This is a genomic window from Streptomyces sp. NBC_00249 (assembly GCF_026342355.1).
GTDB lineage: Bacteria > Actinomycetota > Actinomycetes > Streptomycetales > Streptomycetaceae > Streptomyces.
In genome coordinates, this window is the sequence record NZ_JAPEMV010000013.1 from 69,610 (window position 1) to 90,132 (window position 20,523).

The window sequence follows — 20,523 nt, forward strand, 5'->3', positions numbered from 1 at the left end:
CCGGTGGCGGCCTCCGGAACCCCTCCGGGCGGGCGCACTCCGACCCCGCACCCGGTCCCCCGTAGCCCGCGCTCCGCGCACGGCCGCCGGCGGCTGATCGCGGCGGCGTTCCTGCTGCCCGCGCTGGTGCTGCTGGGCGCGCTCGTCGTGCAGCCCATCGGCTACTCCCTCTACCGCAGCCTCTTCGACCACTCCGGCGACACCTTCGTCGGGGCGGCCAACTACCAGGAGATCCTGAGCGACGACACGATCCGTACGGCGCTGGGCAACACGGCTCTGTGGGTGGTGCTGGCCCCGACGACGGCCACCGCGCTGGGCCTGGTGTTCGCGGTGCTCGCCGAACGGGTGCGCTGGGGCACGGCGTTCAAACTGCTCGTCTTCATGCCGATGGCCATCTCGATGCTGGCGGCGGGCATCATCTTCCGCCTCGTCTACGACCACGACCCGGACCGGGGCGTCGCGAACGCCGTGTGGGTCGGGGTGCACGACACCTTCGCGCAGGCCTCCGCCTTCCCCAAGGCCAGGCCGGGCCGGGACTCCCCGCTGGAGCCGGCCGAGGGGGGTGCGTTCGTGACGCGCGAGCCGGTACGGGCGGGCGTGCCCGCGCTGCTGCCGCTGGTCGGGGTCGCGCCGGAGGCCCTGCCGGAGGGGACCCGTACGGCGGGGAGCTCCGCCGCCGAGCCGGGGAAGGTCACCGGGACGGTGTGGCAGGACTTCACCCGGGGCGGGGGCGGCGCGGTGAACGTGGTCGACCCGACGGAGTCGGGGCTGGCCGGGATGCGGATCGAGGCGGTCCGGGACGGTCGGGTGGTGGCCTCGGCGACGGCCCGCGCCGACGGCACCTTCACCCTGCCCGCATCGGCCGACGGGGCACGGCTGCGGCTGCCCGCGGCGAACTTCCGGGAGGCGTACGCGGGGGTGGACTGGCTGGGCCCGACGCTGGTGACACCCGCCGTCATCGGGGCGTACGTGTGGATGTGGGCCGGTTTCGCGATGGTGCTGATCGCGGCCGGGCTGGCGGCCGTACCGCGGGAGCTGCTGGAGGCGGCGCGGGTGGACGGGGCGGGCGAGTGGCAGGTGTTCCGCCGGATCACGGTGCCGCTGCTGGCTCCGGTGCTGGTGGTGGTGCTGGTCACCCTCGTGATCAACGTGATGAAGATCTTCGACCTGGTCTTCGTGATCGCGCCGGGCGCGGTCCAGGACGACGCGAACGTGCTCGCGCTCCAGCTGTACCGGACCTCCTTCGGGACGGACGCCGATCCGGGGCTCGGCAGCGCCATCGCCGTCCTGCTCCTGGTGCTGGTGGTGCCGGTGATGCTGGTGAACATCCGCAGGATGCGCAAGGAGGCCTCCCGATGAGCACGGCACACGGCAGCCGCACCTCGTCGTCCGGCCGGCTGGCCGCGCGGGCGGCGGGCGGGGCCCTGCGGGTCTTCCTGGTACTGGCGGCGCTGTTCTGGCTGCTGCCGACGCTCGGGCTGCTGATCTCCTCGTTCCTGTCCCCCACCGACCTGAACGACGGCGGCTGGTGGCAGGTGCTGAGCGAGCCCGCGCGCCTGACGGCCTCGAACTACGGGCGGCTGCTGGCCAACGACACCATCACCGGCTCGCTGCTGAACACGGTGGCGATCGCCGTCCCGGCGACGCTCCTCGTGCTCGTCCTGGGCTCGTTCGCCGGGTACGCCTTCGCCTGGCTGGAGTTCCCCGGCCGGGACTGGCTGTTCCTGCTCGTGGTGGGGCTGCTGGTGGTCCCCGTACAGGTGGCGCTGATCCCGGTCTCCGAACTCTTCGGCACGCTCGGCCTGTTCGAGACCACGGCCGGGGTGGTGCTCTTCCACACCGCCTTCGGGCTGCCCTTCGCGGTGTTCCTGCTGCGGAACTTCTTCGCGGAGATCCCGCGCGAGCTGCTGGAGGCGGCGCGCCTCGACGGGGCGGGCGAACTGCGGCTGTTCGCCCGGGTGGTGCTGCCGCTGGGCGGTCCGGCCATCGCCTCGCTCGGCATCTTCCAGTTCCTGTGGGTGTGGAACGACATGCTGGTGGCGCTGGTCTTCGCCGACTCGGCGCACCCGCCCGTCACGGTCGCGCTCCAGCAGCAGGTACGGCAGTTCGGGAACAACATCGACGTCCTGGCGCCCGGCGCGTTCCTGTCGATGGTGGTCCCGCTGGTGGTCTTCTTCGCCTTCCAGCGGCAGTTCGTGTCGGGGGTGATGGCCGGGGCCGTCAAGTAGCGACGCCAAGTAGCGGCGTCAGGTAGCGGCGTCAGGTAGCGGCTCGCACGAGGCGATCACGCGATTGACATGCTGCGTTGACTCTGCGTAACCCGAATGCCACACGGTGCGTAACCCGATCGCCGCGCGCGCGGTTCCATGGGCCATATGCCCGCGCCGACCCCTGGATGTGCCGTGCCCCGGTTCAGCGTCATCGTGCCCGCGTACAAGGTTCAGGCGTACCTCCAGGAGAGTCTGGACTCCGTCCTGTCCCAGTCGTACCCGGATCTGGAACTGATCGCGGTCGACGACGCCTCCCCGGACGCCTGCGGCTCGATCATCGACGACTACGCGGCCCGTGACCCCCGGGTCACCGCCGTGCACCTGGCGCACAACCTCGGCCTCGGGCCGGCCCGCAACGCGGGTCTGGCCCGGGCCACCGGCGACTACCTGATCTTCCTCGACGGCGATGACACGCTGACCCCCGGCGCCCTCCAGGCCCTCACCGACCGGCTCAAGGCCACCGGCTCCCCCGACGTCCTCGTCTACGACTACGCGCGCAGCTTCTGGACCGGCGAGCTCGTCCGCAACCGCCTCTCGCACCGGCTCTGCGAGGAGGGCCCGGCCAGCTTCCGCCTCGCCGACCGCCCCGCCCTCCTCGGCATGCTGATGGTGGTGTGGAACAAGGCGTACCGCCGCGAGTACGTGGAGCGCGAGGGCCTCGAATTCCCGCCCGGCTTGTACGAGGACACCCCCTGGACCTATCCGGCGCTGCTGGCCGCCGAGTCCGTGGCCGTCCTGGACCGGGTGTGCGTGCACTACCGCCAGCGCCGCACGGGCTCGATCCTGACCACCTCCAGCCGCCGCCACCTCGACATCTTCGACCAGTACGACCGGGTCTTCGGCCAGATCGCCGCCCGCCCCGAGCTGGAGCGCTGGCGGCCCGCCGTGCACCGCAGGATGGCCGAGCACTTCTGCGCCCTGTACGCCGACCCGCGCCGCCTCCCGCGCGCCGCCCGGCCCGAGTTCTTCGCCCGCGCCTCGGCCCTGCTGCGCCGCTACCGCACCCCGGGCGTCAAGGGCGGGGCCGTCCCGCTGTCGCTGTCGCGCACCGACCAGCTGCGGCACACACTGATGCGGCTCGGCGTCCGGCGCACCTACCGCACCCTCTCCGCCCTCCGCTCGGCGTCGCTGGCCTGCGCGGCCACCGGCACGGCCCTGTGGCGGGGCCTGCGGGAGAGCGCCCTGCGCCTGCACTACCGCGTCCAGCGGCTCCTGCCGCTGCGGCCCGAGCTGGCGGTGTTCTCCGCGTACTGGCACGGCGGCTACGCCTGCAACCCGGCGGCCGTCGAGGCGAAGCTGCGGGAGCTGGCCCCGCGGATGCGCACCGCGTGGATCTGCGACCCCCGGCACGCGGCCGGCCTGCCGCCGCAGACGCTGGCGCTGCGGCCCGGTTCGGCGGCGTACTGGACGGCCCTGGCCCGGGCCACGTACCTCACCACCAACGTCAACTTCGACCGCGCGCTGGTCAAGCGGCGCGGCCAGATCCTGCTCCAGACCCAGCACGGCACCCCGCTCAAGCGGGTCGGCCTGGACCTCCAGGACCGGCCGGCCGCCACCCCGACGACGGACTTCGCGGGCCTGCTGCGCGGCGCCGACCAGTGGGACTACCTGCTCTCCGCGAACCGGCACTCCACCCTGGTCTGGGAGAAGGCCGTCCCCGCCACCTACACCACCCTCGAGTACGGCTACCCGCGCAACGACCTCTTCCACCGGGCCACCCAGGCCGATGTCCTCGCCCTGCGCGAACGCCTCGGCATCGCCCCGGGCACCACGGCGGTCCTGTACGCCCCGACGCACCGCGACTACCGGCGCAGCCGGCCCGACCACCTGGACTTCGAACGGGTCCTGCGCGACCTGGGCCCGCGCTTCGTCCTGCTGACCCGCGAACACCTCACGTACGCGGGCACCGACGCCGCCCGCCCCGACCCGCACCCGCGCCTGATCGACGTCTCCGCGCACCCCTCGGTGGAGGAGCTGTGCCTCGCCTCGGACGCGCTCGTCACCGACTACTCGTCCCTGATGTTCGACTACGCGGCGCTGGACCGGCCGATCGTGATCCACGCCGACGACTGGGAGGCGTACGAGGCCGCCCGCGGCACCTACTTCGACCTGCGGGCCTGCCCGCCCGGGGCGATCGCCCGCACCGAGGACGAGCTCGTGGACATCTTCGCCACCGGCCACTGGCAGGGCTCCCGCTCGGCCCAGCTGCGCGCCGCGTTCCGGTCCCGCTTCTGCTCGTACGACGACGGCCACGCGGCGGAACGCGTCGTCCGCCGCGTCTTCCTGGGCGAGTCCGCCCCGACCCCGCCGGTCACCCCGCTGGAGGACCGCCACCCCGCCCCGCCGGCCCCGTCCGCCACCACCCCGGACCTGACGCCGCTGACGACCACCCTCTGGCCGTAGGCGGCGGTCAGGCCTTCAGGCCCGCCACGACCTGGTGGGCGAGGGTGTCCAGGTAGGCGGGCGGGACCGGGTCCTCGATGATGACCTGGCGCCAGTAGAGGGGGCCGAGGGCGAGGTCCAGGGCCTTGGACGGGTCGAGGCCCGGCGGGAGTTCGCCCCGGGTCACGGCTTCGGCGACGATGCCCTCCGCCATCCGGCGCTGGCCGTCGAGGAGGGCGCCCCGTACGGCTTCCGCGATCTCGGGGTTGCGGGCCGCCTCCACCAGGAGGTCGGGGATCACCGCCGAGGCCACGGGGTGGCGCAGCACGTGTGACATGACCTCCAGCAGGGCGCGTACGTCCCCGTACAGCGAGCCCGTGGAGGGGACCGGGAGGCCGTCCGCGGCGAAGGCGCCGATCAGGTCGAGCACCAGGTGGAGCTTGGACTTCCAGCGCCGGTAGACGGCGGTCTTGCCGACGCCCGCGCGGCGTGCGACGCCCTCGATGGACATCCGGGAGAACCCGACGGCGGCGAGCTCCGCCAGTACCGCCGCGCGGATCGCCTCGGTCACGTCCTCGCGCAGGACGGCGGCGCCGGCGGGGGCGCGGCGGGCGGGGGCGGCGGCGGGCTCGTTGGTCATGCCCAGAGCATAGCGGCGCACGCCAGCACCCGGCCGTCACGACGATACGGTTGCGTTCCGACGTACCGTGGTCGTAACCTCGGCGTAGCGACGATACGGACCCGTCCCATCGTGACCCCGTCGAAAGCGACCCCCGTGACCCCAGCGACCACAGCGACAGCGGCCACCGCGACCGCACCCCCGACCCCCGCGGAACTGGCGGCGGCCCACGGCCTGACCCTCAGCGGCGCCCGCCCCCCGCTGCCCCGCTACGTCGCGGAGCTCTGGGACCGCCGCCACTTCGTGACGGCGTACGCGACCGCCCGCATGCACGCCACGTACAGCACGGCCAAGCTCGGCCAGGTCTGGCACCTGATGACCCCGCTGCTCAACGCGGCCGTCTACTACTTCGTCTTCGGCATCGTCATGCACGCCAGCCACGGCGTTCCCGACTACGTGCCCTTCCTGATCACCGGCGTCTTCGTCTGGGACTTCATCGGCAGTTCCGTCAACGCCGGCACCCGCGCCGTGCACAGCAACCTCGGCCTGGTCCGGGCGCTGCACTTCCCCCGCGCCAGCCTGCCGATCTCCTCCGTCGTGCAGCTCTTCCAGCAGCTGCTCGTCACCATGGGGGCCCTGGTCGTCCTGCTGCTGGCCTTCGGCCAGACCCCCTCCCCCTCCTGGCTGATCGCGCTCCCGACGCTGTTCCTGATGGCCGTCTTCTGCGCGGGCTGCGCGATGGTCATGGCCCGCATCGGCAGCAAGAGCCCGGACGTCAGCCAGCTGATGCCGTTCGTACTGCGGACCTGGATGTACTCCTCCGGCGTGATGTGGTCCATCGACACCGTCCTCAGGACCGACCACCTGCCGCAGTGGGTCTCGCTGCTGCTCAAGACCAACCCGGCGGCCGTCTACATCGACCTGATGCGGTTCGCCCTGATCGACAGCTTCGAGGCGGGCTCGCTCCCGCACCACGTGTGGCCGATCGCCATCGGCTGGGCCCTGCTGGCAGGTGCCGGCGGGTTCGTCTGGTTCTGGAAGGCCGAGGAGGAGTACGGCCGTGGCTGACACCCGTGTCCCGACCGTCATCGCGGACGAGGTCCACGTCGTCTACAAGGTGCACGGCGCCGGCGCCCGCAAGGGCGGGGCGACCGCCGCCCTCAGCCGGATCTTCTCCCGCGGGCCGGCCCCGGGCGTCCGCGAGGTGCACGCCGTCAAGGGCGTCAGCTTCACCGCCTACAAGGGCGAGGCGATCGGCCTCATCGGCTCCAACGGCTCCGGCAAGTCCACCCTCCTCAAGGCCATCGCCGGCCTCCAGCCGGTGGCCCGCGGCGCCGTCTACTCGCACGGCCAGCCGTCCCTCCTCGGAGTGAACGCCGCCCTGATGAACGACCTCACCGGCGAACGCAACGTGGTCCTCGGCGGACTCGCGATGGGCATGACCCGCCGGCAGGTCCACGAGCGCTACCAGGACATCGTCGACTTCTCCGGGATCAACGAGAAGGGCGACTTCATCTCCCTGCCGATGCGCACCTACTCCTCCGGCATGGGCGCCCGGCTGCGGTTCTCCATCGCCGCCGCCAAGGACCACGACGTCCTGATGATCGACGAGGCCCTCGCCACCGGCGACGCCGCCTTCCAGCGCCGCAGCCACAAACGCATCGAGGAGCTGCGCGAACGCGCGGGCACCGTCTTCCTCGTCAGCCACGGCATCGGCACGGTCCGCGAGACCTGCGACCGGGCGATCTGGCTGGAATCGGGCGTCCTGCGGATGGACGGCCCGTCCCAGGAGGTCTGCGACGCCTACGAGGCCTTCACCCGTTCCAGCCCCGCCGGAGCCTGAGGCGCGGGGGTCCGGGGGCAGCGCCCCCGGCAACGGCGCCGCACCCAGAACGAACGGACGGGCCGGGCCCGGGACCACAAGGTCCCGGGCCCGGCCCGTTCCGGTACACCCCCGCGACGCCTACGCGTGCGCCCGCAGGAGGCTGCGCATCGTCCGCATCGCCACCGACAGGTTCGCCAGGTCGAAGTCGTCCGAGCCCCGGATCTCGTCCAGGGTCGTCCGGGCACGCCCGATGATCGCGGCGTTCCTGTCCTCCCAGGACTTGAAGCGCTCCTCGGGGCTCGACTCGCCGTTGCCCACCGCCAGCACGTCGGCGGTCAGCGCCGCGTGCGCCGCGAAGAGGTCCTCGCGGATGGAGGCGCGGGCCATGGACTGCCAGCGGTCGGCGCGCGGCAGCTCGATGATGCGGTCCATGAGCTGGGTGATGTCGAGGCGGTCGGCGAGGTCGTAGTAGACCTCGGCGACGGCCAGCGGGTCCAGACCCGTACGGTCCGCGATGGCGACGATGTCCAGCGTCGGGAAGGCCGAGGAGAAGCCGGCGACCTTCGCCGCGAGCTCCTCCGGCAGGCCCTCGCCGATCAGCTCGTCCATCACCGACTGGTACCACTCCAGGTCGGCGCCGCGCACCAGCTTCGGCACCTCGGACCAGACCTGCGCCACCCGGGCACCGAAGAGCTCGATGGTCTCGGTGATCTGGAGGGGCTGCGGCCGGTTGTTGAGCAGCCAGCGGGTGCCGCGCTCGACCAGGCGCCGCGAGTGCAGCCGCACCCGGGTCTGGACGTCGGCGGCGACCTTGTTGTCGAGGGCCTCGACCGCGTCCCACACCTCGGCCAGGCCGAAGATCTCGCGGGCCGCGAGCTGCGCCCGGACGATCTCCTCCAGGGAGGCCCCGGTCTCCTCGCGCAGACGGTGCAGGAAGGTGGAACCGCCGGTGTTGACGGTGTCGTTGACCAGGAGGGTGGTGGTGATCTCCCGGCGCAGGGCGTGGGCCTCGATCTGCTCGGGGAACTTCTCGCGCAGGGCGCCCGGGAAGTAGGCGTGCAGCAGGCGGCGCAGGTACGGGTCGTCCGGCAGCTCGGTGGCGATGAGCTCGTCCGCCACCGTGATCTTGGTGTAGGCGAACAGGACGGCCAGCTCCGGCTGGGTCAGGCCCTTGCCGTTGTTGAGCAGCTCGCGGATCTGCCGGTCGTTGGGCAGGAACTCCAGCTGGCGGTCCAGCAGTCCGTCCCGGCCGAGGCGGCGCATGAAGCGCTGCTGGGCGTGGAGCAGGCTGGGGGCCTGGGCGGAGCCGTTGGCGAGGGCGGTGTTCTGCGCGTAGTTGTTGCGCAGCACCAGGGAGCCGACCTCGTCGGTCATCTCGGCGAGGAGCTTGTTGCGCTGCTTGACGGTCATGTCGCCGTCCGCGACGACCGCGTTCAGCAGGATCTTGATGTTCACCTCGTGGTCGGAGGTGTCCACGCCGGCGCTGTTGTCGATGGCGTCGGTGTTGATCTTTCCGCCTTCGCCGCCGGCGCCGCTGCGGGCGAACTCGATGCGGCCGAGCTGGGTCAGGCCGAGGTTGCCGCCCTCGCCGATGACCCGGGCGCGGACCTCGGAGCCGTCGACGCGGATGGCGTCGTTGGCCTTGTCGCCGACGTCGGCGTGCGTCTCGGCGGTGGCCTTGACGTACGTGCCGATGCCGCCGTTCCACAGCAGGTCCACGGGGGCCTGGAGGACGGCCTGCATCAGTTCGGCGGGGGTCATCTTGGTGACGCCCGGCTCGATGCCGAGGGCCTCGCGGACCTGCGCGTTGACCGGGATGGCCTTCGCGCTGCGCGGGTGGATGCCGCCGCCCGCCGAGAGCAGCGCGGTGTCGTAGTCGGCCCAGGAGGAACGCGGCAGGTCGAAGAGGCGGCGGCGCTCGGCGTAGGAGGTGGCCGAGTCCGGGTTCGGGTCGATGAAGATGTGCCGGTGGTCGAAGGCTGCGACCAGGCGGATGTGCTCGGAGAGCAGCATGCCGTTGCCGAAGACGTCGCCGGACATGTCGCCGACGCCCACGACCGTGAAGTCCTGGGTCTGGGTGTCGTGGCCCAGCTCGCGGAAGTGGCGCTTGACCGACTCCCACGCGCCGCGCGCGGTGATGCCCATGCCCTTGTGGTCGTAGCCGGCCGAGCCGCCGGAGGCGAAGGCGTCGCCCAGCCAGAAGCCGTAGGACTCGGCGACCCCGTTGGCGATGTCGGAGAAGGTCGCGGTGCCCTTGTCGGCGGCGACGACGAGGTAGGTGTCGTCCTCGTCGTGGCGGACCACGCCCTTCGGCGGTACGACCTCGCCGGCGACCATGTTGTCGGTGATGTCGAGCAGCGCCGAGATGAAGATCTTGTACGAGGCGATGCCCTCGGCGAGCCAGGCGTCGCGGTCCACCGACGGGTCGGGGAGGTTCTTCGCGACGAAGCCGCCCTTGGCGCCGACCGGCACGATGACGGTGTTCTTGACCATCTGCGCCTTGACCAGGCCGAGGATCTCCGTACGGAAGTCCTCGCGGCGGTCGGACCAGCGCAGGCCGCCTCGGGCGACCTTGCCGAAGCGCAGGTGGACGCCCTCGACGCGCGGGGAGTACACCCAGATCTCGAAGGCGGGGCGCGGGGCCGGCAGGTCCGGGATGGCCTGCGGGTCGAACTTCATCGACACGTAGGCGTGGTCTTCGCCCGCGGCGTTCTTCTGGAAGAAGTTGGTCCGCAGGGTCGCCTTGATCAGCGTGAGGAAGGCGCGCAGGATGCGGTCCTCGTCGAGCGAGGCGACCTGGTCCAGGGCCCCGTCGAGCTCCTCCAGCATGGCGTCGACGAGCTCGGTGCCGGCGGCCTGGCGGACCGGCGACATCTTGGCCTCGAAGAGGGAGACCAGCAGCCGGGTGGTGTGGACGTTGTTGCGGAGGGTGTCCTCCATGTAGTCCTGGCTGAAGGGTGAGACGGCCTGGCGCAGGTACTTGGCGTACGCGCGCAGCACGACGGCCTGTCGCCAGGTCAGCCCGGCGCCCAGCACCAGGGTGTTGAAGTTGTCGTTCTCGGCCTCGCCGGTCCAGACGGCCGCGAAGGCCTCCTGGAAGCGTTCGCGGGCGTCGTCCCCGAGGTAGGAGTCGCCGTTGCCCGTGGCGAGCGGCATGCGCAGGCCGAAGTCGTAGATCCAGGCGCTGACCCGGTCGGTGCGGCGCAGCTCGTACGGACGCTCGTCGGTGACCTCGACGCCCAGGCGCTGCAGGACCGGCAGGACGGCGGAGAGGGAGACCTGCTCGCCGGTGCGGTAGATCTTGAAGCGGCGCTCGCCGGGGCCCGCGCCGACCGGCTCGTAGAGGGAGAGCGCGAACTCGCGCTCGCTCGCGGAGAGCCGCTCCAGGTGGCACAGGTCGGCGACGGCCGCGCGCGGCGAGTGGTCGGCCTTGTAGCCCTCGGGGAAAGAGGTGCCGTACTTGCGCAGCAGTTCGGCGGCGCGCTCCTCGCCCAGCTCGGCGATCAGCGCCTCCTGGAAGCCGTCGGCCCAGGAGCGGGCGGCCTCGACGAGGCGGCCCTCGATGCGCTCGACGTCGGCCTCGGTGAGCACGGGCAGCTCGGTGCCCTGCGGGACGCGGACGACGAAGTGGATGCGGGAGAGGATCGACTCGGTGTTCCAGGCGGTGAAGTCGACGCTGATGCCGTCGAGCTCCTCCTTCAGGATGTCCATCAGGCGCAGCCGAACACCGGTGGTGAAGCGGTCGCGCGGCAGGTAGACCAGCGCGGAGTAGTAGCGGCCGTACTCGTCCTGGCGCAGGTAGAGCCGCAGCCGGCGGCGTTCCTGGAGGTACAGGACGGAGGTGACGATCTCGCGGAGCTTGTCGACCGGGGTCTGGAACAGCTCGTCGCGCGGGTAGGTCTCCAGGATCTGCAGCAGGTCGCGGCCGTCGTGGCTGCTCGGCGCGAAGCCGGCGCCGTCGAGGACCTCGGCGACCTTGCGGCGGATGACCGGGACGCGGCGCACGGACTCGGTGTACGCGGCGGAGGAGAACAGGCCGAGGAAGCGGCGCTCACCGACGACGTTGCCGTCGGCGTCGAACTTCTTGACGCCCACGTAGTCGAGGTACGAGGGACGGTGCACGGTGGAGCGGCTGTTGGCCTTGGTCAGCACCAGCAGGCGGTGTTCGCGGGCCTTGGCGCGGGCGTCGGCGGGCAGCCGGTTGAAGGACGGCGAGACGGGGTGGCCGTCGTCCTTGCCGCTGTGGTGCGGGTCGGAGCGCAGGATGCCGAGGCCGGTGCCGGGGACGGCCGCGAGGGCGTCGCCGTCGACGAGGTTGTACTCGCGGTAGCCGAGGAAGGTGAAGTGGTCGTCGGCCAGCCAGCGCAGCAGCTCGCGGGCCTCTTCGAGCTCGTACTCGCGCAGGTCCGGGGCGGTGGGCTCCTCGGGCAGGCCCTCGGCGATGCGCAGCGCGGCGTCGCGCATCTTCTCCCAGTCCTCGACGGACTCGCGGACGTCGGACAGGACGCGCTGGAGGTCGCCGGTGATCTGCTTGAGGTCGGCCTTGTCGGTCTCGCGGTCGATCTCGACGTGGATCCACGACTCGACGAGGGAGTCGTGGGGGCGCGCGGTCCGGGGACCGTGGGCGTCGCAGTCGGGGCCGAGGATCTCGATGAGCTTGCCGGTGATGTCACGGCGTACGACGACCTGCGGGTGGATCACGACGTGGATGCCGCGGCCCTGGCGGGACAGCTCGTTGGTGACGGAGTCCACGAGGAACGGCATGTCGTCGGTGACGACCTCGACGACCGAGTGGCTGGAGGTCCAGCCGTTCTCCTCGACCGTGGGGGTCTGCACGCGGACGTTCGCGGTGCCCTGCGGCCGGATCTCGGCGAGCCGGTAGTGGGAGAGCGCCGCGCCGAACACGTCGACGGGGTCCCGGTCCAGCAGGTCCTCGGGTGCGGTGTGCAGGTAGTAGCGCTGGAGGTAGGCGAGCGTCGTCCCCTGTTCGGGACGCTCCCCGTGCTCGGACCCAGTCGGAAGTAGCCCCCCGGCCGGGCTGTTCTCAGCTACCCGTGCCGCCCGCGCGAGCAGCTCGGCCTTTGCTTCGTCCAGCTTGGTCTGCATGTCCCTGGCTCCTGTCGCGCGCCATTGCGTGACGTAGGTGGTGAAGGAAGGAAGGACGCAGCTCCGCCACGGGGCGGGCGTGTCCGTCCGGATTCGAGATCGACGCTATGTCGTCGGGAGAACCGACCGGGAGGGTTTCGGACACCATGTGAGGGTGAAGGTCCCGGTGGCAAGAACCAGCGAAGGCCCGGGCACGGTCGTGCGCCGGGCGCAGGTCGGGGGCGTCAGTGCCCCCGAGGACTATCGCGCTGATCACGGGTACCAGGCTATCCCCACCCACCCCCGACTCGTCACGAGCCGTATGTGTACAAATCCGGGGGTGGAACTTTGACACTCTGGACAGCGACGCGGCCGCCCGTCCGTGCAGGCTGCTATCCGGCCAGCTCCCGAGCTGTGGCGACGGCCTCCGCCAGGCTGTCGACGACGGGAACTCCGGCCGATTCCAGACTTGCGCGGCTGTGCGAACCGCCGGTGTAGAGCACGGCCCGCGCGCCCACGTGGGCGGCGGCGAGGGCGTCGTCCACCGCGTCTCCGATGAGGACCGTACGGGTGGCGGTCACACCGGAGGGCTCCAGTTCGGCCATATGACGTACGAGGTGCCCCGCCTTACTGGTGTGCGAGGGGCCGGTACGCCCGTCGACGCGCAGGAAATGCCCGTCGATGCCGTGCGTCCGCACCAGCGGCACCAGCTTGTCGTGGGGCGCGAGGGACAGCAGGGACTGGGTGAGCCCGTCGCGCTGCCAGCCCTGGAGCAGCTCCCGGGCCCCTTCGGCGAGCCCGGCGTCGTCGGCGGCGGCCCAGTAGTGCCGGTGGAAGGTCTCGTCCATGACGAGCCACTCCTCCTCGGTGGGCAGCCGCCCCATGAGCCGCTCGTAGAACTTGGGCACCGGTACGACGTACAGCTCGCGGTACGTCTCCAGGGTGATCGGGGCGAAGCCCAGCTCGGCGAAGGAGGCGTTCGTCGCCGTCATCACGGCGTCGATGTCGTGCAGCAGGGTCCCGTTCCAGTCCCACACCAGATGGGTCATTTCAGCAGCCCCGGGATCTCCTGGACGCCGAACCACAGCAGCTCGTGGTCCTCGGCGCCGTCGACGGTGGCACGGGCGTCGTCGTCACCGGCGTCGGCGGCCCCGATCGCGGCGGCGGCCGCGGCCACGTCCTCGCCCGCGTCGTCGGCGTCGGCGTGCACGGCGGCGGCCACGGTGAGCCGGACGGCGGCGGCCAGGGTGACCTGCCCGAGGGTGGCCTCGTCGACGGCGGGAACGGCGGTGGCGGCCTTGTCGTCGACGTCGACGGCGACCACGACACGGCGGCGGGCCGCGCCCGCGTCGGCCGCGAGCAGCCGCAGGGAGGCCTCGGCGGCGCGACTGAGGGCCGCGTACTCCAGCTCCTCGAGGTCGTCGGAGACGTACCACTCGCGCAGCCCGGGGGTCACGGCGTACGCGCGGAGCGGGGCGGGCCCCAGCTCGCCCGCCTTGTGCGCCTCGGCGAGACCGGGGAGTGTCAGGGGGACGTACACGCGGATGGGCATGGCCGGCTGCTTTCGGTAGTCGGGAACGCCCTCAGGATACGACCGCCCCCGCCCGGCCCCATGGTGCGCCCGGCAGGGTGACCGCCCGGTACCCCTTCGGGCCCACGCCGCCCGCCCCACCGGCGTCCACCCGTGTCCCCACGCCCGGCCGGCGGCCCCCTGCGGCGGGCCCGCGACCACCCGGATAGGTGAACGGAAACCCCCTCCGCCACGCTCCGCCACGACTGGTTGCGCACCGTGAAGACCGGCCGTAGAACTCCCGCAACACGTCACCGGTCAGTTCGGGGGAATCGCCATGAACACCACCACCACGCGCGCCGCGATCGGCGGCGAGGGCAGCCGCAGCAGGCCGTCCGGCCCGGGCCGGACCCGCCCGGCGGGCCGGCGCGACCAGCGGCGCCCGGCCGGCACCCCGCGCTCCCTGCGCCGGCCCGGCCCGCACGACTGGTTCGCGGAACGCCTCCTGGCGGTGCTGAGCGGCCTCCGGCCGGTCCACTCGCTCCTGGGCCTCACGGTGGGCGAGGCGTACGAGCAGCTGGCTGCCCTGGCCCCCTCAGGCCCCCTCCGCGACCGCCTCCGCCCGGTCCTGCGCCACTGCGGCCGCTTCCACCCCGGCCCGGGCGTCATCGAAGCCTTCGCCCGCATCGCAACGGGCGACCGCGTCTCGGCGATGGCCTTCCGCCTGGAACAGGGCCCCGACCTCCGCTGGCGCTGCGCAGCCATCGAAATCCACCCCCCGAGCACCCACCAAAAGACCCCCTGACCCCACCCACGCCGCCACATCCACCCACGCCGCCACTTCCAGCCTCGCCGCCACTTCCAGCCTCGCCGGCGTTTGAGGCGCGGGGGTCCGGGGGCTGGCCCCCGGCAACGCACCCGCACCCGAACAACCACGCCGCCAAATCCAGCCCCGCCGGCGCTTGAGGCGCGGGGTCCGGGGCGGAGCCCCGGGAACGGGCCCCCGCCGGACATGAACGCGGCCGGGGCCGGACACCAATCGGTGTCCGGCCCCGGCCGACATACGCACCCCCAGCGGGGCTACTTCTTCCGACGCCGCCCGCCGGAGGCCTTCTGCGCCTTGCGGCGCTCCGCCCGCGTCATCCCGTCGCCGCCGCCCTCGGACTCGAAGTCGCCCTCGACGACGCCGCCCTCCCCGTCGACCGTCGGCGCGGAGAAGTGCAGCCGGTCCGGCCGCTGCGGAGCGTCCAGCCCCTTCGCCCGGATCTCAGGACGCGCGGCCGCGGCCGGCTCCTTCGTCAGCGACGGCGCCGCGTCCTGCACCGGAAGCTCCTCGACCTGCTGCTCGACCTGGACCTCCAGGTTGAACAGGTAGCCGACGGACTCCTCCTTGATGCCCTCCATCATGGCGTTGAACATGTCGAAGCCCTCGCGCTGGTACTCGACCAGCGGGTCCTTCTGGGCCATCGCCCGCAGGCCGATGCCCTCCTGGAGGTAGTCCATCTCGTAGAGGTGCTCACGCCACTTGCGGTCGAGCACCGACAGCACCACGCGCCGCTCCAGCTCGCGCATGACCTCGGAGCCGAGCGCCTTCTCGCGCGAGGCGTACTGGTCGTGGATGTCGTCCTTGACGGACTCCGCGATGAACTCGGCGGTGATCCCGGCACGGTCGCCGGCCGCGTCCTCCAGCTCCTCCACCGTGACCTTGATCGGGTAGAGCTGCTTGAAGGCGCCCCACAGCCGGTCCAGGTCCCACTCCTCGGCGAAGCCCTCGACGGTCTCGGCCGCGATGTACGCGTCGATGGTGTCGTCCATGAAGAAGACGACCTGCTCGTGCAGGTCCTCGCCCTCCAGGACGCGCCGGCGCTCGCCGTAGATGACCTCGCGCTGGCTGTTGAGGACCTCGTCGTACTTCAGGACGTTCTTGCGCGTCTCGAAGTTCTGGGTCTCGACCTGCGACTGGGCCGACGCGATCGCGCGCGTCACCATCTTGTTCTCGATCGGGACGTCGTCCGGCACGTTCGCCATCGCCATGACCCGCTCGACCATCTGCGCCTTGAACAGGCGCATCAGGTCGTCGCCCAGCGACAGGTAGAAACGGGACTCGCCCGGGTCGCCCTGACGGCCGGAGCGGCCGCGCAGCTGGTTGTCGATACGGCGCGACTCGTGCCGCTCGGTGCCCAGGACGTACAGCCCGCCGAGGGACTTGACCTCTTCGAACTCGGCCTTCACGGCCGCCTCGGCCCGCTTGAGGGCCTCGGGCAGGGCGTGCGCCCACTCCTCGATGTGCTCCTCCGGGTCGAGGCCGCGCTGGCGCAGCTCCGCCTCGGCGAGGTCGTCCGGGTTGCCGCCGAGCTTGATGTCGGTACCGCGGCCGGCCATGTTCGTGGCGACGGTGACGGCGCCCCGGCGGCCGGCCTGGGCGACGATCGTGGCCTCGCGCTCGTGCTGCTTGGCGTTGAGCACCTCGTGCGGGACACCGCGCTTGGAGAGCTGCTGCGAGAGGTACTCGGACTTCTCGACCGAGGTGGTGCCGACCAGGATCGGCTGGCCCTTCTCGTGCTTCTCCGCGATGTCGTCGACGACGGCGGCGAACTTCGCGACCTCGGTGCGGTAGATCAGGTCGGGCTGGTCCTTGCGCTGCATGTTCCGGTTCGTCGGGATCGGCACGACGCCCAGCTTGTAGATCTGGTGGAACTCGGCGGCCTCGGTCATGGCCGTACCGGTCATGCCGGACAGCTTCGAGTAGAGGCGGAAGAAGTTCTGCAGGGTGATCGTGGCGAGGGTCTGGTTCTCGTCCTTGATGTCCACCCCTTCCTTCGCCTCGATGGCCTGGTGCATGCCCTCGTTGTAGCGGCGGCCGGCGAGGATACGGCCGGTGTGCTCGTCGACGATCATGACTTCGCCGTCGATGACGACGTAGTCCTTGTCGGCCTTGAAGAGTTCCTTGGCCTTGATCGCGTTGTTCAGGTAACCGACGAGCGGGGTGTTCACCGACTCGTAGAGGTTCTCGATGCCGAGCCAGTCCTCGACCTTGGCGACACCGGCCTCGTGGATGGCGACGGTGCGCTTCTTCTCGTCGACCTCGTAGTCGCCGGTCTCCTCGATGCCCTTCAGCGGCTGGCCGGCCTCGCCCTTGGTCAGGCGGGTGACGAGCTTGGCGAAGTCGGCGTACCACTTGGTGGCCTGGTCCGCGGGACCGGAGATGATCAGCGGGGTGCGGGCCTCGTCGACGAGGATCGAGTCGACCTCGTCGACCACGGCGAAGTTGTGGCCGCGCTGCACCAGCTCGTCCTGCGACCACGCCATGTTGTCGCGCAGGTAGTCGAAGCCGAACTCGTTGTTGGTGCCGTACGTGATGTCGCAGCTGTACTGCTCGCGGCGCTGCGCCGGCGACATGTTCGCCAGGATGCAGCCGACCTGGAGGCCGAGGAACTTGTGGACCCGGCCCATCATCTCGGAGTCGCGCTCGGCGAGGTAGTCGTTCACCGTGATCAGGTGGACGCCCTTGTCGGACAGCGCGTTGAGGTAGGCGGGGAGGGTACCGACGAGGGTCTTGCCCTCACCGGTCTTCATCTCGGCGACGTAGCCGAGGTGCAGCGCCGCGCCGCCCATGATCTGGACGTCGTAGTGCCGCTGGCCGAGGACGCGCTTGGCGGCCTCGCGAACGGTCGCGAAGGCCTCCGGCAGCAGGTCGTCGAGGCTCTCGCCGTCCTGGAAGCGCTGCTTGTACTCGTCGGTGAGCGCACGCAACTCGGCGTCGGAGAGGTTGACGAAGTCCTCTTCGATGGAGTTGACCTGGTCCGCGATGCGGTGCAGTTTGCGCAGGATCTTGCCTTCGCCTGCACGCATGAGCTTGTTGAAGACGGACACCGAGGTTTGTCTCCTTGCCGGTCGGGCCTGGGCACTGTTTCGTAACCGGGCACGGCAGGTGGTCCCCACCGCAACGGCCATCGTAAGCGAGGACGTGGTCACGCCGGGAGGTCCGCCGTATCCGCAGGGCACGGGCGCCCGGAATGAGAACGTACGGGGGATGCAATAGGTGCCGCCCCGCCACGCCGCTTCTGAAAAAAGTGCTCGCCCCTTCCGCATCCGAGGCAGCAGACTCCGACCATGGAGCCCACCACACTGACCACGTCCCGCCTCGACCTGCGGCCCTTCGCGCCGTCCGACGAGGACGAGGTCTACGCCGCCGTCCAGGACCCCGACATCCAGCGCTGGACGATGGTCCCCTCCCCGTACGAGCGCGCGCACGCGAAGGCCTTCGTGAGCGAACTGGTCCCCGCCGGCTGGCGCGAGGACAAGGCCTACAGCTTCGCCGTCCGCCTCGGCGCGGGCGGCCCGCTGGTCGCGGCGATCGGCGTCCACGTGCACGAGGCCTTCGGCTCGAACTCCTACGAGATCGGCTACTGGGCGGCCAAGGAGCACCGCGGGAACGGCTACATGACCGAGGCCCTGGACGCCGTCGCCCGCTGGACCTTCACCGAGCTCGGCGCCCTACGGCTGGAATGGCGGGCCGAGGTCGGCAACGCGGGCTCGAAGGCCGTCGCCGAGAAGGCCGGCTTCCGCATCGAGGGCATCCTGCGAGCCTCCCTGCTCCGGGGTGACTCCGTGCGCGACGGCTGGGTCGGCGCGCTGCTCCCCTCCGACCTCGGCATGACCTCCCCGCTGCCCTACCTCCCCGCTCCCGGACCCGATGTCAGTGGCGCCGCCTAGGCTGCCCACCATGACCAGCAGCCCGGCCAGCACGCCGCAGCCGTCCGTGTCCCTGTCCGCCGACGAGGCCCGCCGCATCGCCCTGCGCGCACAAGGTTTCCTCGGGGCCCCCGACCGCCGGGGCGGGGTCCGCGGGGTGCTGCGGCACCTGGGCGCCGTACAGCTGGACACGATCTCGGTGCTGGCCCGCTCGCACGAGCTGATCCCGTACGCGCGCCTCGGCGCGGTCGGCCGGGACACCGTGGAGAAGGCCTACTGGAGCGACGCCCACGCCTTCGAGTACTGGTCGCACGCGGCGTGCATCCTGCCCATCGAGGAGTGGCCGCACTTCGCGTTCCGCCGCCGGGTCAAGCGGGCGCACGGCTACCGCTGGCACAAGATGAAGGACCGGGAGGGTTCCTGCGCCCTGGTCCTGGACCGGCTGAAGGCGGACGGCCCGCTCACCTCCACCGAGCTGGGCGGCGCGAAGAACGGCGGCCCCTGGTGGGACTGGTCCGAGACCAAGATCGCGGTGGAGTGGCTGCTCGACACCGGTGACGTGGTCTGCGCGGAGCGGCGCGGCTGGAAGCGGGTCTACGACCTCGCCGAGCGGGTCGTCCCCGACGCCCTGCTCCACGACGACCTGGACGACCGCGAGTGCCTGCGCCGGCTGGTGGCGCTGGCCGGGCGGTCCCTGGGCGTCGGTACCCGCGCCGACATCGCGGACTACCACCGCCTCAAGGGCGAGCAGTTCGACGCGGTCGTCGCGGACTCCGGGCTGGTCCCGGTGTCGGTCGAGGGCTGGGCCAAGCCCGCCTGGGCCGATCCGGCCGCGCTGGCCACGGCCCCCGCGGGCCGCCACCGCACCACCCTGCTGTCCCCGTTCGACTCGCTGGTCTGGGACCGCCCGCGCACCGAGCGGATCTTCGGCTTCTCGCACAAGCTCGAGGCGTACGTCCCCAAGCCCCAGCGGATCCACGGCTACTTCGCGATGCCGCTGCTGGCCGGCGGCCGGCTCCAGGGCCGCGTCGACCCGGCCCGCGAGGGCACCACCCTGGTGGCCCGCCAGCTGTCGCTGACCACCCCGAAGGCAGCGCCCGCCATGGCCCGCGCCCTGCGCGAGGCCGCCGAGTGGGTCGGCTGCGACGCGGTGCGCGTGGAGCGGGCCCAGAGCCCCGCCGAGGCGGCGGCCGTGACCTCCGAACTGGCGGAACTGGGCGCCTGAGCGGCCGGAGGGCCGGCCGGGGCGCCTAGGCCCTAGCGGATCTCGAGGATCTTCTCCCGCATCGCGTACACGACGGCTTCCATCCGCGAGTGCAGCTGGAGCTTCTCCAGGATGTTGCGCACGTGGTTCTTCACCGTGTTCTCGGAGATGAACAGCTGCTTGGCGATGTCCCGGTTGTTCATCCCGGTGGCGACCAGCTTCAGGACCTCCAGCTCCCGGTCGGTGAGCCGGGGCGCCGGTACGAGCCGCCGCTCGTCGGTGCGCTGGATCATCGACTTGAACTCGGTCAGCAGCTTGGAGGCCATCGAGGGGCTGATCTGCGACTGCCCGTCCGCGACGGCCCGGATGGCGGTGGCCACCTCGTCCGTGGAGATCTCCTTCAGGAGGTATCCCGTGGCGCCGGCCTTGATCGCGTCGTAGAGGTCCGCCTCCTCGTCGCTGATCGTCAGCATGATGATCTTCGCGGAGGGGGCCACCTCCTTGATCGAGGTACAGGCCTCGATCCCGCCGCGCCGGGGCATCCGCACGTCCATCAGCACGATGTCCGGCAGCAGGTCGGCGGCCTTGTCCACCGCCTCCGCACCGTCCCCGGCCTCGCCCACGACCTGGATGTCCTCCTCCTGCGCGAGGACGATCTCCAGCCCGCGCCGGAAGAGGGCGTGGTCGTCGACCACGAGCACCCGGATGGGCTCCCCGGCCGGCTCGCCGGCCCGTTCCCCCGCCGTCGCCCGCTCCGCTTCCCGACAGCTCGCGCCGTCGTCACCGCGCACCGGCCCGAAGCTGTCCGCCATCGTTCCTCCCCCTGCATGTGCTGAGCTGCTGGGCCAATCCGGCGGAGTCGGCCGCCGCTTGACTGCCCGCCATGATTCCATGCCCGCACCTCCGCACGGAGGTCCAGCGCAGCCCGTCTGG

At 71.5% G+C, this 20,523-nt stretch carries 14 protein-coding genes; 8 read left to right on the plus strand and 6 right to left on the minus strand.

From position 1 onward, the window contains the following. Positions 1-3 precede the first annotated feature (3 nt). The 3 genes from OOK31_RS38255 (at position 4) to OOK31_RS38265 (ending at position 4,673) form a co-directional block, all read left to right on the plus strand. Positions 4-1,359 carry a carbohydrate ABC transporter permease gene (locus tag OOK31_RS38255; RefSeq protein WP_267092060.1) on the plus strand — a complete coding sequence of 452 codons (1,356 nt, stop codon included), beginning with the start codon at positions 4-6 and terminating at the stop codon, positions 1,357-1,359. After that, the gene (locus OOK31_RS38260) at positions 1,356-2,228 is read left to right on the plus strand and encodes a carbohydrate ABC transporter permease (protein ID WP_267092061.1); all 873 of its coding nucleotides are present in this window, start codon (positions 1,356-1,358) and stop codon (positions 2,226-2,228) included. The genes OOK31_RS38255 and OOK31_RS38260 overlap by 4 nt, the downstream gene beginning before the upstream one ends. Positions 2,229-2,402: 174 nt before the next feature. Further along, positions 2,403-4,673, plus strand: a complete 2,271-nt coding sequence (locus OOK31_RS38265; RefSeq protein WP_267092062.1) for a bifunctional glycosyltransferase family 2 protein/CDP-glycerol:glycerophosphate glycerophosphotransferase — start codon at positions 2,403-2,405, stop codon at positions 4,671-4,673. 7 nt (positions 4,674-4,680) lie between these two features. Here the strand turns inward: OOK31_RS38265 and OOK31_RS38270 are convergent, their stop codons facing one another. Further along, the gene (locus OOK31_RS38270; RefSeq protein WP_267092063.1) at positions 4,681-5,292 is read right to left on the minus strand and encodes a TetR/AcrR family transcriptional regulator; all 612 of its coding nucleotides are present in this window, start codon (positions 5,290-5,292) and stop codon (positions 4,681-4,683) included. 135 nt (positions 5,293-5,427) lie between these two features. On the opposite strand from OOK31_RS38270, the gene OOK31_RS38275 reads away from it, so the two are divergent. Then, entirely contained in the window at positions 5,428-6,339 is a 912-nt protein-coding gene (locus OOK31_RS38275; RefSeq protein WP_267092064.1) for an ABC transporter permease, read from the plus strand. Continuing rightward, positions 6,332-7,114, plus strand: a complete 783-nt coding sequence (locus tag OOK31_RS38280) for an ABC transporter ATP-binding protein (protein ID WP_267092065.1) — start codon at positions 6,332-6,334, stop codon at positions 7,112-7,114. Before OOK31_RS38275 ends, OOK31_RS38280 begins: the two co-directional genes overlap by 8 nt. A gap of 120 nt (positions 7,115-7,234) precedes the next feature. Here OOK31_RS38280 and OOK31_RS38285 read toward each other — a convergent pair whose 3' ends face one another. From OOK31_RS38285 to OOK31_RS38295, 3 genes are all read right to left on the minus strand, one after another. Beyond that, positions 7,235-12,202, minus strand: coding sequence for an NAD-glutamate dehydrogenase (locus tag OOK31_RS38285; protein ID WP_267092066.1), 4,968 nt, complete (start codon positions 12,200-12,202; stop codon positions 7,235-7,237). A gap of 371 nt (positions 12,203-12,573) precedes the next feature. Then, positions 12,574-13,230 (minus strand): HAD family hydrolase, encoded by a 657-nt coding sequence (locus OOK31_RS38290; RefSeq protein WP_267092067.1) that lies wholly within the window; start codon positions 13,228-13,230, stop codon positions 12,574-12,576. After that, positions 13,227-13,727, minus strand: coding sequence for a hypothetical protein (locus OOK31_RS38295; protein ID WP_267092084.1), 501 nt, complete (start codon positions 13,725-13,727; stop codon positions 13,227-13,229). The genes OOK31_RS38290 and OOK31_RS38295 overlap by 4 nt, the downstream gene beginning before the upstream one ends. Positions 13,728-14,028: 301 nt before the next feature. On the opposite strand from OOK31_RS38295, the gene OOK31_RS38300 reads away from it, so the two are divergent. Further along, a complete protein-coding gene (locus tag OOK31_RS38300; RefSeq protein ID WP_267092068.1) occupies positions 14,029-14,496 on the plus strand; it encodes an Rv3235 family protein in 468 nt (155 codons plus the stop codon). Between the two features lie 275 nt (positions 14,497-14,771). Here the strand turns inward: OOK31_RS38300 and secA are convergent, their stop codons facing one another. Beyond that, the gene (gene secA / locus OOK31_RS38305) at positions 14,772-17,564 is read right to left on the minus strand and encodes a preprotein translocase subunit SecA (protein WP_267092069.1); all 2,793 of its coding nucleotides are present in this window, start codon (positions 17,562-17,564) and stop codon (positions 14,772-14,774) included. A 240-nt stretch (positions 17,565-17,804) separates the two neighbouring features. On the opposite strand from secA, the gene OOK31_RS38310 reads away from it, so the two are divergent. Together OOK31_RS38310 and OOK31_RS38315 are read left to right on the plus strand one after the other, a co-directional pair. After that, positions 17,805-18,407 carry a GNAT family N-acetyltransferase gene (locus tag OOK31_RS38310; protein ID WP_267092070.1) on the plus strand — a complete coding sequence of 201 codons (603 nt, stop codon included), beginning with the start codon at positions 17,805-17,807 and terminating at the stop codon, positions 18,405-18,407. Positions 18,408-18,417: 10 nt separating this feature from the next. Then, entirely contained in the window at positions 18,418-19,611 is a 1,194-nt protein-coding gene (locus OOK31_RS38315) for a winged helix-turn-helix domain-containing protein (protein WP_267092071.1), read from the plus strand. 32 nt (positions 19,612-19,643) lie between these two features. On the opposite strand, the gene OOK31_RS38320 is transcribed toward OOK31_RS38315, so the two are convergent. Further along, complete coding sequence (locus OOK31_RS38320) at positions 19,644-20,402, minus strand: response regulator transcription factor (RefSeq protein WP_267092072.1); 759 nt, start codon at positions 20,400-20,402, stop codon at positions 19,644-19,646. Between the last annotated feature and the right edge of the window lie 121 nt (positions 20,403-20,523).